This window comes from Pseudofrankia sp. EUN1h (genome assembly GCF_001854645.1).
Lineage (GTDB): Bacteria > Actinomycetota > Actinomycetes > Frankiales > Frankiaceae > Pseudofrankia > Pseudofrankia saprophytica.
The window spans coordinates 23,040-39,124 of record NZ_MBLN01000116.1 but is presented as its reverse complement, the minus strand read 5'-3'; the positions used below and the strand labels follow the sequence as shown (position 1 = coordinate 39,124).

7 protein-coding genes are annotated in these 16,085 nt (G+C 75.2%); 1 reads left to right on the top strand and 6 read right to left on the bottom strand.

Annotated elements, in window-relative coordinates; genetic code table 11:
• Positions 1 to 168: 168 nt before the first annotated feature.
• The 5 genes from BCD49_RS39065 to BCD49_RS39045 all read right to left on the bottom strand — a co-directional run bounded on the left by BCD49_RS39065 (position 169) and on the right by BCD49_RS39045 (position 14,162).
• Entirely contained in the window at positions 169 to 564 is a 396-nt protein-coding gene (locus BCD49_RS39065; RefSeq protein ID WP_035925061.1) for a hypothetical protein, read from the bottom strand.
• 192 nt (positions 565 to 756) lie between these two features.
• On the bottom strand, positions 757 to 5,529 hold the full coding sequence (locus tag BCD49_RS39060; protein ID WP_071042518.1) for a non-ribosomal peptide synthetase: 4,773 nt from the start codon (positions 5,527 to 5,529) through the stop codon (positions 757 to 759).
• The gene (locus tag BCD49_RS39055) at positions 5,526 to 12,290 is read right to left on the bottom strand and encodes a non-ribosomal peptide synthetase (protein ID WP_071042517.1); all 6,765 of its coding nucleotides are present in this window, start codon (positions 12,288 to 12,290) and stop codon (positions 5,526 to 5,528) included. Before BCD49_RS39055 ends, BCD49_RS39060 begins: the two co-directional genes overlap by 4 nt.
• An 82-nt stretch (positions 12,291 to 12,372) precedes the next feature.
• On the bottom strand, positions 12,373 to 13,065 hold the full coding sequence (locus tag BCD49_RS39050; protein WP_007509236.1) for a GNAT family N-acetyltransferase: 693 nt from the start codon (positions 13,063 to 13,065) through the stop codon (positions 12,373 to 12,375).
• A gap of 206 nt (positions 13,066 to 13,271) precedes the next feature.
• Positions 13,272 to 14,162 (bottom strand): NAD(P)-dependent oxidoreductase, encoded by an 891-nt coding sequence (locus BCD49_RS39045; RefSeq protein WP_158072992.1) that lies wholly within the window; start codon positions 14,160 to 14,162, stop codon positions 13,272 to 13,274.
• A 131-nt stretch (positions 14,163 to 14,293) separates the two neighbouring features.
• On the opposite strand from BCD49_RS39045, the gene BCD49_RS39040 reads away from it, so the two are divergent.
• Complete coding sequence (locus BCD49_RS39040) at positions 14,294 to 15,118, top strand: siderophore-interacting protein (RefSeq protein WP_071042515.1); 825 nt, start codon at positions 14,294 to 14,296, stop codon at positions 15,116 to 15,118.
• Between the two features lie 54 nt (positions 15,119 to 15,172).
• Here the strand turns inward: BCD49_RS39040 and BCD49_RS39035 are convergent, their stop codons facing one another.
• On the bottom strand, positions 15,173 to 16,078 hold the full coding sequence (locus tag BCD49_RS39035) for a siderophore-interacting protein (RefSeq protein WP_007509230.1): 906 nt from the start codon (positions 16,076 to 16,078) through the stop codon (positions 15,173 to 15,175).
• Positions 16,079 to 16,085 lie beyond the last annotated feature (7 nt).

Here is a 16,085-nt window from a genome sequence, read left to right as displayed (position 1 = left end):
CGGGATCGTGGCATTTCGGCGTGTCCATAGACAGCCTGAGCCAACACACTTCGCCGTACTGCTGCCGGTGTGTGTCAGATGATCGAGCCTATGGGCACGCCCAAATGCCACGGTCCAGCCCACGCGCAGCCGGCCGGCAAGCAGCGCACGGGGCAGCACACACCGTGGTCAGCGCACTAGCTGTCTCGCCTCGGCTCCCCCTGGGTCAGGCGGCTCCTCAAGGAAGAACGTCACGTCATCAAGCGCGGAGAGAACCCGGCCGTCGAGGTCCGGACGCTCGGCGAGCTGGCGGACGAGCACGACCGACTGGGGTTCCAGGTATCCGAAGCGTCGAGCGAGGTGCCCCAGGCAGAGCGATGCCGTGGCGACAAGCCACAGGTCGGCGCTGTCGCGTGCGACCCGGCAACACCAGCGCTCGACGAAGACACGATCGTCGTCGTACAGCGCCAACCCCACCAACACGGAGCTGGGCTCAAGCGCCTGATCCGTGCCCTCCAGAGCAGCAGTGAGCGCTTCGTCCGCGAGGCCATGCGGCACCTGCGATGGATTCTCGTAAACGCCCACGCTGCGAGGTTACGGCGAAGCCGCGCGCGGGTTTGGACACGGGATTCGAGCATCTACCGGTACCGGACAGGAAGGCCGAGGACAGGAAGGCCGAGGAAGATCGGCGCCAACTATCTGCACATCTTCAAGGGGCGACGCCGACCTGGGCCAGGCGGAACCCGCCCAAGCCCTGCCAGCCCCAATACTGGACAGCTACCAGTGCCGCGTGGAGCCGGCCAGCAGCGTGACCGCGTCGAGCAGGTGCCCGCCGAGGGCGTCGAGGTCGGCCGCGGCCAGGACGTTGCCGTTCGCGCGCAGCGTCGTCACCAGCGACGCGGGCGACCCGGGGCCCCCGACCGAGCCGACGGCGCAGATGACCTCCAGGTCGTAGCGCAGCGGCAGGTCCGGCTCCGGGTCGGCCGGCAGCAGGTCGTGCAGCGCGCGGTCGGTCACGGCCGCCCAGCCGCCGGCGTCCGCCGGCTGCTGGTCGAAGCGACCGAGGTAGTTGAACTCGATCGGGGGAACCGCCGCCGTCCGCAGCCGCGGGTCCTCGCGGAGGCTCTGGGCGAGACCGAAGTCGAACCCCTGGTTCGGCACCGCCGCGAGGCGCCGCGCGGTCGCCTCGGCGGCCCGCCACAGCGCCGCGCACTCGTCGGCCGCCGGCTCCTCGGCTCCCCCGCTCCCCCGCGCGCCGTCGGGCTCGGGCGTGCCGTCAGCCTCGGGCACCGCCGGCACCCGGAACGGGAAGACGCTGGTGAACCAGCCCACCGTCGCCGACGTGTCGACATCGTCGACGTCGGCGGCGCCGGGTCCGGCGGCTCCTACCCCCTCGTCACCGGCCGCCACGACGAGGTGGTCGTGCCGGCCGTGGGACTCCAGGTCGACGACCACGTCCGGCAGCGCGGGGCGCCAGCGGCGGACCGCCCAGCCCAGCGCGGTGAGCAGCAACTCGCGCAGGCCGACCTCGCGGCTCACCGCGTCGACCAGGGCCGCGGTCGTCTCCGGCGAGGCCGCGAACGTCGCGACCCGCAGGCTCGCCGCGCGGTCGCTGGCGGGGTCCGTGCGCCGCGAGCCCAGCGGCTGGTCGGCCCCGGCGAGCTCCGCCGCCCAGTAGGGCACCTGCTGGGCGACCTCGTCGGCGCCGGCGCGCCCGCGCGCCAGCTCGCCGAAGCGTCGGTAGCTGGTCAGCTCACCGGTCGCCTCGCTCGGCCGGGCCAGCGCCCGCAGCATGATCGCCCAGGACACCGCGTCGACGGCCAGATGGTGCACGGACAGCTGGAGCAGGTCGGCGTCCGGCAGGTACAGCGCGGCCAGCATCCGCCCGCGGGCGGGGTCGACCCGGTCGATGGTGGCCCGGGCCTCGGCGCCGAGCGCGGACGGCGCGTCGCCGGGCACGACCCGCAGTACGTCGGCCGCCTTGACCGCCCCGACCGGATGGGTCACCAGGGCGTCCCCGGCGGGCGCCAGCGCGGCGCGCAACATCGGGTGGCGGTCGAGCAGCATCTGCAGGGCCGTCTCGACGCCCGCCGTCCCGGTGCCCGGCGGCACCGCCAGCAGCTGCGTCTGTGTGAAGCGGCGGAAGGACCGCAGTTCGAGCAGCCACCGCGCGATCGGCAGCGCCGGCACCGTGCCCAGCCCTTCGTCCGCGGGCCCTGCCGGCCCGCCCGCCCCGCCGGCCGCCGTCCGGGCCGCCAGGGCGTCGGCGGCCTCGGCCAGCTCGCGGATACCGCGGCTGACCGCCACCAGCCGCGGCGTGAGCACGATCCCGCCGGCCCGCGCCCTGCTCACCAGCGCGATCGTCGAGATGCTGTCGAGCCCCAGGTCCGCCAGGTCCGCGCCGACGCCGGCGGGAGCCGCGCCGAGCAGCTCGGTCGCGACCGCCCACAGCGCGCGTTCGGTCGCGGTGGCTGGCTGCGCCCCGGCTGCCTCGGCGTCACCCGCACCCACGCCGCCCGGGCCGCCGGCGGCGAGCGCCTCCAGAGCTCGGGCGTCCACCTTGCCGTTGGACGTCATCGGCAGCGCGTCGACGAGCACGAACCGGGCGGGCACCAGGTGCGCCGGCAGTCGGTCCGCGAGCTGGGCGCGCAGCGCGGCCGGCGTCGGCGCGGCCGGCGCGGGGACGCCACCGGCGGGGACGACGAAGGCGACGAGGGCCTGGCCCGCGCCCCGCGCCACCGCCCGGACGACGGCGGTAGACACGCCGGGCACCGCGCGCACCGCCGCCTCGATCTCCGCCGGCTCCACCCGGTAGCCGCGGATCTTGACCTGGTCGTCGCCGCGGCCCAGGTACTCGAGCCGGCCCGCCACCGCGCGACGCACGACGTCGCCCGTGCGGTACATCCGTTCCCCGGTCTGGAAGGGATCCGCGACGAATCGACCGGCGGTGTGCCCCGGCCGGCCAAGGTAGCCCCTGGTGAGCTGGTCGCCGCCCAGGTAGAGCTCGCCGGCCACACCCGCCGGGACCAGCCGCAGCCGGGCGTCGAGCACGTAGGCGCGCATGCCGGCGACCGGGTACCCGATGCTCGGCTCGGCCGTCTCGGCGAGCGCGGCCGACGCCGCGTCGACCGTCGTCTCGGTCGGCCCGTAGAAGTTGTGGACGGCGGTGGTCGGCAGCGCGCGCAGCCGGTCCCACACGTCCTGCCCGACCGCGTCGCCGCCGAGACCGAGCACCGCGAGTGGGCAGCGCTCCCCCTCCGCCGTGGCTTCCAGCAGACCGGCCTGGGCCAGATGGCCGAACATCGACGGCGACGTCTCGATCATGTCGAGGCCGAAGCGCCTGATGCCGTCCACGAGCCTGGCCGGGTCGCGCTGTTCGTCCGCGTCGAACACGTGGATGGCGTGCCCGGCCAGCAGCGCCAGCGTTGGCTGCCAGGACGCGTCGAAGCTCATCGACCAGGCGTGGCCGACCCGCAGCGGCCGGCCGAGCCGGCGGGCCGCCGGCTCGTACACGCGGTCGCGGTGGTCGGCGAGCAGGGCGGCGATCCCCCGATGCGTGCCCACGACGCCCCGGGGCTCGCCCGTCGAACCAGACGTGAAGATCGTGTACAGTGCCTGGTCGGGCAACACGCGCACGGCCGGCCGCTCAGCGGGCCGTCCGGCCACCGACGCGGCCGTCTTCGGGTCGTCCAGGTTCAGGACCGGTACGGCGCAGCCGGCCAGCTCGGCGGCGGCGGCGATCGCGAGCGCCGCCGAGGTCCGGTCGACCAGCGTGGCCAGCCGCGCCGCGGGCACCGGCCACTCGACGGGGACCGACGTGGCGCCGGCGAGTACCACCGCCAGCAGGGCGACGACGAAGCGCGGGCCGCGCGGCAACGCGATGACGACCGCGTCCTCCTGGCCGACGCCGCGCGCGACCAGCTCATGCGCGAGCCGGGCGGCCGCGGCGCCGAGCTCGCCGTAGCCCAGCCGGCCGGGTACGGTGGCGCCGCCCAGGTCCGCGTACGCCTCGGACTCGAGGGACCAGGTCATGGCCAGCGCCGCCGGCGTGTCCTGGACGTGCCGCCAGAACAGGTCGGCGACGCTCGGCGCCTCGTCACGCCCCGCGGCAACCGCGCCGGGCGTCCCGGCCGCCACACCGGTCGTCCCGGCTGCCTTCACCGACGTGAGYAGCGCGGCGCTCTCGCCGGGCAGCAGGATGTCGAGCGTGTCCGGGTCGGCGTCGGCGTGGTCGGGCAGGGCGCGCAGGACCTGGAGCAGCCGGGCGCCGAGCTCGCCGGGGTCGATGCTGGGCAGCAGGTCGGCGCGGTGCTCCAGCACGACGCGCAGCTCGCCGTCGGCGAGGTAGGGCACCAGCGTGAGCGGGTAGTGGGTGAGGCTGTCCAGCCGCAGCGGCGTGAACACCACGCCGTCCGGTGCGCRCACGACGTCCGCCATCGACCCGCGCGGGGCGTTCTGGAACACCATCAGCGTGTCGAACAGCTCGGGGTGGCCGGACAAGCGCTGCAGTGCGRCCAGCCCGACCCCGCCGTGCGCCCGCATGCCGACCACCCGGCGCTGCAGGTCGGCGCAGCCCTGCCTGACGGTGCTGGCGGTGTCGAGCCGCGCCCGCACCGGCACCGTGTTGATGAACAGGCCGACCATGTCCTCGACGCCGGTGAGCTGTTCGGGACGGCCCGCGACGGTCGCCCCGAACACCACGTCGCGCCGGTCGGTGAGCCGGCCGAGCAGCACCGCCCAGGCGAACTGGGTGAGCGTGTTGACGGTGAGGCCGCTCGCGCGCGCCCAGGCGGTCAGGCGCGCGGTGTCGGCGGCGGCAAGGCCCACCTCGACCGACACCGGCAGCGCGGCGGCCGTGCCGCGGCGGCCGGGAGCGAGGATCGACGGTTCGGCCAGCCCGGCGAGGTAGTCGCGCCAGGCGGACCGGGCTTGGCCCGGGTCCTGGCGCCCCAACCAGGCGACGTAGTCGCGGTAGGGCCGGACCCGCGGCAGGTGGTCGGTCCGGCCGTCGGCGAGATAGCCGGCGACCAGGTCGCGCACCATGGTGGGCACCGACCAGCCGTCGACGACGATGTGGTGCACCGTCCCGATCAGGCGGTGGCGCCCAGGCTCGCTCCTGGCGAGGGCGAACCGCATCGCGGGGCCGGCGGCGAGGTCGAACGGGACGCGCCGCTCCCGGTCGGCGAGCGCGTCGAGCTCGGAGCGCGCGCAGACGACCTCCCGCCAGGCCGGCGCGGCGCGGTCCGGCACGATCTGCACCGGATGCGGCAGGTCGCGGTCCCAGAACGACACCCGCAGGTTCGGGTGCCGGTCCAGCAGTGCCACCGTGGCGCGCCGCAGCCGGTCGACGTCGAGCGGGCCGTCGATGTCGGCGATGAACTGGATGGTGTACGGGTCGACGGCGCCCGGCTCGCGGGCCTGCGCGAGCGCGTAGAGCCCGGTCTGCAGCGGGGTCAGCGCGAGGACGTCGACGATCCGGTGGCGCTGTGTCCCGGTGGTGCTCGTGCTGGTGGCGCTCGCGTCGGTGGCGCTCGCGTCCGTGGTGGTCATCGTGCCCTCCAGGCGCGTTCGAGCGCGGCGAGGTCGGTCGCGTCCAGCCCGGACGCGCTCATCGGGTCGGTCTCGGGCGCGAGCCAGCCGTCCAGCGCGTCGCGTCCCGGTCCGCCCGGCTCGCCGTCGCCGGACGCGGCGACGTCGGCGCGGGCCACGTCGATCGCGGCGGCCACCGCCTCGACCGTCTCGTGCTCGAAGAGCAGCCTCGGCTCCAAGGGCAGGCCGGCCTCCCGCGCCTTGGCGGACACCTGGATCGAGACGATGCTGTCGCCGCCGAGGGCGAAGAACCGGTCGGAGCGCCCGACCCGCGGCACGCCCAGCACCTCGGCGAGGATCGCGGCGAGGGCGCGTTCGGTGTCGGTCACGAGCCCGTCGGCGACCGCCGCCGCTGCCAGGTCCGGCGCGGGCAGGTCCGGCCGGTTGATCTTCCCGGACCTGGTCAGCGGCAACTCCGGCAGGACGACCACCATCGCGGGCACCGCGTAGCTCGGCAGCCGTTCGGTGACGTGCGCCCGGACCAGGTCGGCGAAGGCCCGGTCGTCCGCGTCGCCGGCCGCCGCTGTGGCACCCGCCGCGGCGTCGGCGGCGTCGCGGACGACGTAGCCGACGATGGCGTCCGCGCCGTGCAGCGGGTGCAGCCGTGCGGCGGCGGCGGCCACGCCGGGCGCCGCCCGCAGCGCCGCTTCCACCTCGCCGAGCTCGATCCGAAAGCCGCGGATCTTGACCTGGTGGTCCACCCGGCCGGCGAAGCGCAGCCGCCCGTCCGCGTCCCACCAGCCGCGGTCGCCGGTGCGGTAGAGCCGTCCGCCGGGCTCGGTGGCGAACGGGTCGGCGACGAACCGGCTCGCGGTCAGGCCGGGGCGGCGCCAGTACCCGCGGGCGAGCTGCGCGCCGGACACGCAGACCTCCCCCACCGTCCCCGGCGGCACCGGGCGCAGCAGGTCGTCGAGGACCAGGATCCGCGTGCCGGGGACCGGCCGCCCGGCGGCGAGCCGGCCGGGTGTGACCGTCGTGCGCACGATCGCTCCGGCCGTCTCGGTCGTCCCATAGGAGTTCACCAGGTGGCGCTCGGGCGCGGCCGCGGCGAGCCGGTCCAGCAGCGGGTCCAGCAGCGGCTCGCCGCTGCACACCCAGCGGCGCACCGAGCGCACCGCGTCGGGAGCCGTGTCGACGAGCGCGCTGACGGCGCTGGCCACCATCGTCACCTGGCCGACCGGGTGCGCCCGCAGGAGCCCGGCCAACGCCGACAGGTCGCGGGCCTGCTCGTCGTCGGCGAGCAGCAGCTCGGCGCCCACCGCGACGGCGGCGAGCAGTTCCAGCGGTCCGTCGAGGAAACTCAGCGCGCCCTGCGCGAGGCGCACGTCCGGGTCGTCGACGGGGTAGCGCCGCGGCTGCCAGGCGAGCCGGTTGGCCATGGCGCGCTGGGTACCGACGACGCCCTTGGGCAGGCCGGTGGACCCGGAGGTGAACAGCAGGTAGGCCGCATGGTCACCGCGCAGGCCGAGCTCGCCCGGCGGGTCCGCGGCGGCGATCGCGGCCTGGGTGGCCGGGTCGTCGAGCACGACGCGCGGCGTGCCGGCGGGCGTGGCGCCGGCACCGGCACCGGCCTCCCCGTCCGAGGTGGGCAGCAGGTTCGCGACCGCCCCGGTGGTGAGCACGCAGACGGCCTCGGCGTYGGCGAGCATGAAGGCGAGCCGCTCGGCCGGCAGGCGCAGGTCGAGCGGGAGGAACGCCGCGCCGGACTTCATCACGGCGACGAGCGCCACCAGCATGTCGAGCGTGCGGGGCAACGCGACGGCGACGAAGGTGTCCGGCCCGGCGCCGAGCGCGCGCAGGTGGCCGGCGAGGCGGTCGGCGCGCTCGTGCAGCGTCGCGTGGTCGATCGTCGCCGCGGCGCACCGCACCAGCCCGCCAGTGGGTGCGCCGCGGCGGGACCGCTCGAGCAGCTCGGGCACGGTCGCCGGGACGGGCTCGGTCGTGAGCTCGGGCTCCGGGTCGGGCCAGCTCCACGCGTCCAGCGAGGCGCGCTCGTCCGGGGACAGCACGGCGAGCGCGGGAAGCGGGCTGTCGGGGGTGGTCGCGAGCGCGTCGAGCACCCGCAGCAGGCGGTCGACGATGGTCTGCACGGTGGCCCGGTCATACAGCTCGACGCGGTAGTTGACTCCGCCGCCGAAGCCGTCGCCGTCGGCGTAGAAGTCGAACGTCAGGTCGAACTTGGCCGTGGTGTCGACCGGGGCCTCGGTGCGCAGCGTCGTGCCGCACTCGTCCAGCGCCGTGCTGGTCAGCCCGGACTCGCGCAGGTGTACCAGAACCTGGAACAGCGGGTGGCGGGCCGTGGTGCGGGCCGGGTTGGCCGCGTCCACCAGCCGTTCGAACGGCAGGTCCTGATGGGCGAGGGCCGCCAGCGCCAGCGCCCGGGTCCGGCGCAGCAGCTCCCGCCCCGTAGGCGCACCCGACAGGTCGTTGCGCAGGACCAGGGTGTTCACGAACATGCCGACGGTCCGCGCGACCTCCGGGCGGGTGCGGCCGGCGACCGGCGTGCCCAGCGGGATGTCGGGGCCGGCGCCGAGCGCGTGCAGGGTGAGCGCCACGGCGGTCTGCAGCACCATGAACTCCGTCGCGTCGGTCTCCCGCGCGACCTGGGCCAGCCGCTGGCGCAGCGCCGGCGACACCCGCAGCGTCACCGTGTCGCCCTGGTCGGACTGGACGCGGGGCCGGGGCCGGTCGCGGCCGACGGCGGTGTCCTCGGGCAGGTCCGCGAGCGCCTCGCGCCAGAACGCGACCTGCTCCTCCTCGATGGTCGGCTCGCGTTCGATGGTCGACTCGCGGCCGTCGGCCGGACGCGGCCGCGCAGTCTCGTCCGCGGGAGCTTCCAGGGTCCGCGGGGTGAACATCTCCCGCTGCCACAGGGCGTAGTCGACGTACTGCACCGGCAGCGGGTCCCAGCCCGGCGCGGCGCCCCCGACGCGGGCCCGGTAGGCGGTGACCATGTCCTGGAACAGGACCGGCGCCGACCACTCGTCGGCCGCGATGTGGTGGACGACCACGGAGAGCCAGTGCAGCCTGGGCCCGACCCGCAGCACGGTCGCCCGGATCGGCGGCGCGGCCGACAGGTCGAACAGGTGCCCGGCGAGGCCTGGCAGCAGGTCGCGCAGCGCCTGGTACGGGTCCGGCTCCCCCGTCAGGTCGACCACTGGCAGGTCCAGCCGGAGCGCGGGCCAGATCTCCTGGTGGGGCACCCCGTCCACCTCCGGGTAGACGGTGCGCAGCACCTCGTGTCTGTCGGTCACGTCGCGCAGCGCCGCGGCCAGGGCGGAGACGTCGAGCTCGCCGTCGACGCGTGCGGTGAACGGGATGTTGTAGGTGCTGCGCGGCCCCTCGACCCGGTAGCCGACCCACTGCCGCAGCTGCGCGTAGGACAGCGGCGGCCGTTCGGGCCGGCGCGGGTGCGCGACGATCGGCGGCAGCTCGGGCCTGTCGGGGGTGACGCCGGCGAGTCGGGCGTCGACCAGGGCGGCGAGACCGGCCGGGGTCGGCGCCTCGAAGGCGTCGGCGAGCCGCAGCCGCACCCCGGTCCGTGCCTCGACCGCGGACAGCAGCGAGGTCGCGAGCAGGGAGTGGCCGCCGAGCTCGAAGAACCCGGCGTCCACGCCGACGTGGTCGCGCCCGAGCGTGTCGGCGAATGCCGCGCACATGAGCTTCTCGGTCCCAGTCGACGGCTCGCGGTCGGGCCGGCCCGCGGCCAGGTCCGGGGCGGGCAGCGCGGCGCGGTCGGCCTTGCCGTTGGCGGTGACGGGGATCTGCCCCATCCGGACGAACGCGGCCGGCACCATGTGGGCGGGCAGCGCGCGGGCGAGATGGTCGCGCAGCTGCCCCTCCAGGCCGTCGGCACCGGACCAGTCCCGCTCCCAGCGCTCGGCGGACCGGTTACTGGCGGGCACGACGTAGGCGACGAGCGCCGTCCCCAGCCGCTCCGCCTCCGTGGCCACGACGACGCACTGGCGCACCTCGGGGTGGCGGGCGAGCACGGCCTGGATCTCCCCCAGCTCGACCCGGAACCCGCGGATCTTCACCTGCTCGTCGGCGCGGCCGGTGAACTCGAGCTCGCCCTCGGCGTTCCAGCGGCCCAGGTCCCCGGTGCGGTAGAGCCGGCCGCCGCCCGGCCGGACGGGGTCGGCGACGAACCGCGACGCGGTCAGGCCCGGCCTGCCCAGGTAGCCCCGGGCGAGCTGGCCGCCGCCGATGTAGATCTCGCCGACCGTGCCGGGCGGCGCAAGCCGCAGGCGCTCGTCGAGGACGTAGACCTGGGTGTCGGCCTTGGGCATGCCGATCGGCACGGTGCGGGTGCCCTGCGGCCCGTCCACGACGTAGCGGGTGGCGGCGAGCGTGGTCTCGGTCGGGCCGTAGAAGTTGTGCAGGGCCGCGTCGAAGGTGCGCCGGAACCSGTCGACCAGCTCCCCCGGCAGCGCCTCGCCGCCGATCGGGACCAGGCGCAGCGACTTCCAGTCCGCGGTGCCCGGCAGGCTGAGGAACAGGTCGAGCAGCGACGGGACGAAGTGCATCCAGCTGATGCGCTGCTCGTCCAGCAGCCCGGTCAGGTAGGCCAGGTCCTGCAGGCCGCCGGGACGCGGGAGGACGAGGCGCGCGCCGGCGCACAGCGGCCCGAACAGCTCGCCCACCGAGACGTCGAAGCTGGGAGAGGCCACCTGCAGCAGCGCGTCGTCGCCGCCCACCGAGTACTCCTGCTTCAGCCACGACAGGTGACCGCAGATGGCGGCGTGCGAGACGGGCACGCCCTTGGGCGCCCCCGTCGAACCCGACGTGTAGATGACGTACGCGGTGTTGTCCGGCAGCAGCGGCCGGACCCGGTCCGCGTCGAGGGGCTCGGTGGCGGGCAGCCCCGGGTCGTCGAGGTCCAGCGGCCCGTCCAGGACGAGTCGCGGCCGGGCGTCGGCCAGCATGTACTCGATCCGGTCCGCGGGGTACTCGGGGTCGACGGGCAGGTAGGCGGCGCCGCTGGCGACGACGCCAAGTGTCGCGACCACCATGTCCAGGCCGCGGGGGTAGCGCAGCGCGACGATGTCCTCGGTGCCGATCCCCTGGCGGATCAACCGGTGCGCGAGCCGGTAGGCGCGGCCGGTCAGCTCGGCGTAGGTGAGGGTGGCCTCGTCGGCGACGACCGCCGGGGCGTCCGGGGTGCGTCGGGCCTGCGCGGCGACGAAGGCCGGCAGCGTCGGCACCACGAGCGTGACAGGACGGCCGGTCGAGAAGCCCAGCAGCTCGGCGTGGCGCCGCTCGCTGAGCACCGGCAGGTCGCCGACGGCGGTGTCCGGCCCGCGGACGGCCGCGCCGAGCAGGACGACGAGCTCCTCCAGCAGCCGGGCAGCCATCTGGTCGCCCACGACGTCGAGCTGGTAGGTGGCCTCCAGCAGCCAGGAGTCGTCGGCGGTMGGCTGCGCCATCACCTCGAACGGCAGCTGCGCCACGGCGCCGTGCAGGTCGAGCCGGTCGGAGCGCAGACCGGGCACGGCCAGCCCCGTCCACGTGCCGGAGCGGACGCCGAACCCGACCCGGGCGAGCGTGTCCAGCCCGCCGCCGCGGTTGGCGAGCGCCTCGGCGACGATGCGCTCCAGGCCGACGCCCTGGTGCGCGAACGCCCCGGCGCACACGTCCCTGGTGTGTTCGACGAGTGCCTGGAAGGAACCGGCCGCGGCGACCTGGATCCGCAGGGGCAGCGTGTTGCCGAAGTACCCGAGCGCGCCCGCGGCGTGCTGGCCCGGCCGGTCGACGACGGGGGTGACGACGACCAGGTCGGTCGCGCCGGTGACGCGGTGGGTCAACGCGGCGAACGCTGCGGTGAGCACCGCGAAGGGGCTGGCGCGCAGGGAGCGCGCGAGCGCGCGGACCTGGGCGGCGACGTCGGCGGGCACGTCCACCTGACGGTGTCCGCTGGCGCCCGGCGAGCCGGGCGCGGTGGCGGCGCCAGGCGCGACGGGGACGGCCGTCCGGGCGTGTTCGCCCGGGAGCTCGAAGGGCTCGATCGATCCCGCGAGCGCGTCGTGCCAGTACGCCAGGTCCGCGGCGATGGCGGCGCCGCCCGGACGCGCGGACGGGTCGAGGACCTGCAGGTCCAGGTACTGGRCGGGCGGGGTCGGCCCGGTGGCACCGGAGACGTACGCCTGGGAGAGGTCGGCGAAGAACGGCTCCCAGCAGTCGTCGTCCCAGGCGATGTGGTGCGCGACCAGCAGCAGGACGTGCTCGTCGTCGCCGGTGCGCGCCACGGTCAGCCGCAGCGGCGCATCGCGGGTCAGGTCGAACGGGCGGGTGAACTCGTCCGCCGCCAGGCGGCGTACCCGTGCCTCCCGATCATCCGCCGGCAGCCCGCGCAGGTCGTCGGTGGCGAGGCGAAGCGCCGGCGCCGGCGCCGCCTGGACGGTCTGGTACGGGGTGCCGTCGGTGTCCGCGTGGTACGTGGTGCGCAGGATCTCGTGCCGCTCGGCCACGGCGGTCGCGGCGCGGGCCAGCCGATCCCGGTCGAGCTCGCCGGCCAGCCGCATGGCCACGCCCACGTTCAGGTCGGCGCGGCTGGCGTCGACCTGGTGGAGGAACCACATGCGCCGCTGGCCCGACGAGAGGGGGTAGGGCGTGTCGCCGCCGCGCCGGGCGGGCGCCGTGGCGGCCGGCTCCTGGCCGGCAAGGCCGCGTTCGGTCAGGGTTCGGCGCAGCAGCGCGAGCCTGCGGTCGGTGTCGTTCCCCATGCCTCGTCGGCCTCCGAGTCCGCGAAGTCAGCAATCAGGTCGTCTGTGACGGCGGGCCGGCGTGGCGGCGGGCCCGCGCGGGTCAGTCGGCGGCCGCGGCCGCCCCGACGCGTTGGTAGGCGGGGGGCGTGTCCTTCTGGTCGCGTGGCCAGGCGTAGAGCGCGATCGTGCGGGTGGGCATGTCGTGCAGGCCGAGCTTCTGGCAGCCGGCCCGCTCGCAGACCAGCCGCGCGGGGGTGTTGCGGTGGTCGGGCTCGAACATGACCCGGCGGCACCGCGGCTCGGCCCGGAACGCGCCCTCGACGATGCCGCGCAGCCCGTAGGCGATGCCGCGGGCGGGCATGGCCGAGCGCACCACGACGGCTGCGTGCAGTCCCAGGTCCCAGGGATCGGCGTCGTAGAAGGTGGAGATGGTGTCGCGGGAGGCCCGGTACAGCTCCAGGTAGCCGACCGTTGTGTCCTCGTAGCTCAGCATCAGCGGCCGGGAGAAGTCGCTGTCCAGTTGTGCCCGCAGGTAGCGCCCCCAGCGTTGCGCCGGCCAGGCGGAGTTCCAGGTGTGGATGAGCAGGTCGCGGCTCATCCACTCCGAGACCAGCTCGGCGTCGGCGTCGGGGTCGGCGAACCGCACCGAGAACGGCGCCGGCATCTCGGCCAGGGGCGGGGCCGGAACCGCGAGAACCTCGGGCGAGAGGCCGGTCGCCCGCAGCCGGGGCAGCAGGGTGTCCTCGCCGGACTCGGCGGTCGCCGTGCCGGCGGACACGGGTTGGGCGGGCATGTCTGATGTCCTCCATCGAGATCGGACTGGCAGTGGCCGCGCGCAGCGGCGACCTCCGGGCGCGCCGGGAACACGCTGGTCAGCGGCGGTCAGCGCGGGTCAGCGCGGGTCAGCGCGGGTCAGCGGCGGTCTGCAACGAGCGATGATCAGCGATCAACGGCCGGTGGGGTGGCCGGCGGCGTGGTCAGCGGGGCGGTCAGCGGCAGTCAGTGCGTCTCCTGCCTGGGACGGGCCGGAACCAGGGCCGCGAAGGAGGAGAAGTCGAGCCMGGCGTTGCCGGACAGGAGGTTCTCCGTCAGCAGGTCCAGGACGCGCAGCGCCGACAGGGGCGGGGCGCCGACCCGGTTGCCGTGCGCCCAGGCAAGGTCGATGTCCTTGTGCATCAGGGCGGTGGTGAAGTCGGGCCGCCAGTCGTTCGAGGCCGGGCTGTGCGGCGCGACCCCCGGCACCGGGAAACGGGAGCGGGCGATGAAACTGTCGCCGGTGGAGTGGCCGAGCGCGTCATGCAGTGCCTGTGGGCTCACCCCAGAGCGCTGGGCCAGCTCGGCGCACTCGGCCAGGGTGAGCAGCTGGGCGCACACCAGCACCTGGTTGCAGAGCTTGACGACCTGGCCGGCGCCGACGTCGCCCGCGAGCGCGACGTAGCCGGCGTAGGCGTCGATGACCGGTCGCACGGTCTCGAACACGCCCGCGTCGCCGCCGACCATGACCGCGAGGGTGCCCGCCTCGGCGCCCTGTGGCCCGCCCGAGACCGGCGCGTCGAGGTAGTGGCCGCCGGCCTCGCGGACGAGCCGGCCCAGCCGCGTCTCGGTGTCGGGGCCGACGGTCGAGTGGTCGACGATCGTGCGGCCGCGCGCGACCGGCAGGCATTCCCCGACGACCGAGCGGACCGCCTCGTCGTCCGGCAGGCACAGGAAGGTGATCTCCGACCACGCCACGACGTCGGCGGCGGTCGGCAGCGGCACGGCCCCGAGCGCGGCGAGCTCCCGCACGGGCCCGGGAGACCTGGACGCGCACGCCAGCTCGTGCCCCGCGGCCAGCAGCCGCCTGGCCATGGGCCGCCCCATCGTGCCGAGCCCGATGAACCCTGTTCTCACCGCACCTCCCATATCCAGCCGAGGTGACTTAGGTTAACCTAACCAAACCAAAGTAGCCACATTTTGGCTGGTTACGCCACGGTCCGTGCGCCTGGGCGCGCCGGATCTCACGGGAGGAGAGGCCACACTCGATGGCCAGCCACAGCAGGTTGAAGAAGCCGGCGGAGCGGGAGGTCCTGGGCGCGGAGGTGGTGAAGGCCCAGCGGATCACCCCGCATGCCGTCCGGATCACCGTCAGCGGCGAGGACCTGCGCCGGTTCCAGCCGATGGGGTTCGACCAGTGGTTCCGGCTGTACATCCCGCAGGAGGGCCAGCATGAGCTCCGCCGGCCGGGCCGCRCCGGCCTGTCGGGCTACGTGCAGTACCTGTCGATACCGAAGGCCACGCGGCCGGTGATGCGCAACTACACGGTGCGCGCGTTCCGGACCGAGTCGGCGGAGCTGGATATCGATGTGATGACCCACGAGGGCGGGGTGGCCTCGGCCTGGGCCGAGCGTGCCCGTCCCGGCGATCAGGTGGCGCTCGTCGACGAAGGGATCATGTACACCCCCGCGCCCGAGACCGACTGGGCCCTGCTCGTCTGCGACGAGAGCGGCCTGCCAGCCGTCGCGGGTATCTGCGAGTCCCTTCCGCGCGACGCGCGGGGTGAGGCGTTCCTCGAGATTCCCGGGCCGGACGACGCCCAGGAGATCGACGCGCCGGTCGGGGTGAACCTGCACTGGCTCAGCCGCGACGACCCGCACGCGCGGCCGGGCGCACTCGCGCGGGCGGCCGTCACCGCGCTGGACCCGCCGAAGGGACGCCCCTACGCGTTCGTCGTCGGCGAGTCCGCGATGGTCACGGGCCTGCGCCGGTTCCTCGTGACCGAGCGCGCCATCCCGAAGGAGGACGTCTCCTTCTGCGGGTACTGGCGCGCCCAGGCGGCGCCGGCCGGCTCGGCCTCCCCAGCCGCCTGAACTGCTTCTCATGGTGCCGGCCCGGCCCGTCGGTCGCGCCGCGCCGCCGACGGCTCAGACCTCGAGCTCGACGCGCTCGCGGACGCCCGGATCGGTCGGGTCGGCACCGGTCGCCAGCTCCGACTCGTACCGGACGAGGTCCGCCTCGTCGCGGGCGTCGCTGTCCAGTCCCGCCTTCCAGTAGGCCGTGGCATGCAGGTCGTCGATCGAGACCGCGAGATCCGCGAGCGCCCAGCGGCGCAGCGCCCTGACCACGCCCGCCTCCGCGGCGAGCCAGGCCTGCACGCGCCCGCCCGGCCGCTCGCCCGCGCGCACCGCCCGCTCCAGYGGCGAGCCCGTGCCAGCGGGGGAACCACCGGGCACGATCTCGACCCGGACGTCGTCCCGCGCGGGCACGAGCGCCGCGTCGGCCTCGTCGTCGACTGCGAGGTAGACCGTCGCCTCGACGTGCGGGCCGAGCGACTCGACGATGGCCGCCACCGCGGGAAGCGCGCTCGAGTCGGCGGCGATCAGGTGGCGGGTCACCCCGTCCCCGGGATAGAAGTCGCGCCGCATCCCGATGAGGCCGAAGGTCGCGCCGGGCCGCGCCCGGTCCAGCCAGCGTCGGACGACGCCGCCCGCGTGCAGCATGGCGTCGAACTCGATGCGCCGGGCCGCGGGGTCGAACCGCCGGACGGTGAACGCGCGCGGGACCGGGGGGCTGCTCATGGACGGCCAACGGGGGAAGCCGTTGACGTCCCATTCGGGTTCTCCGACGCTGGACAGGCCGTCCGGGGGCAGCATGGCCTTGAACGCGTCGGCGGGCAGGACCTCGCGGTACCCGTCGAGACCGTCGCCGCTGACCGTGACCCTGGCGAAGCCGGGAGACAACGCGACCACCGACTCGACCCTGACGACACAGGCGACCCGCGAGGATCCGTCCCGAGTGATGCGCCGGATCTCCTGTCGGATCCCCGCCACGATGCCC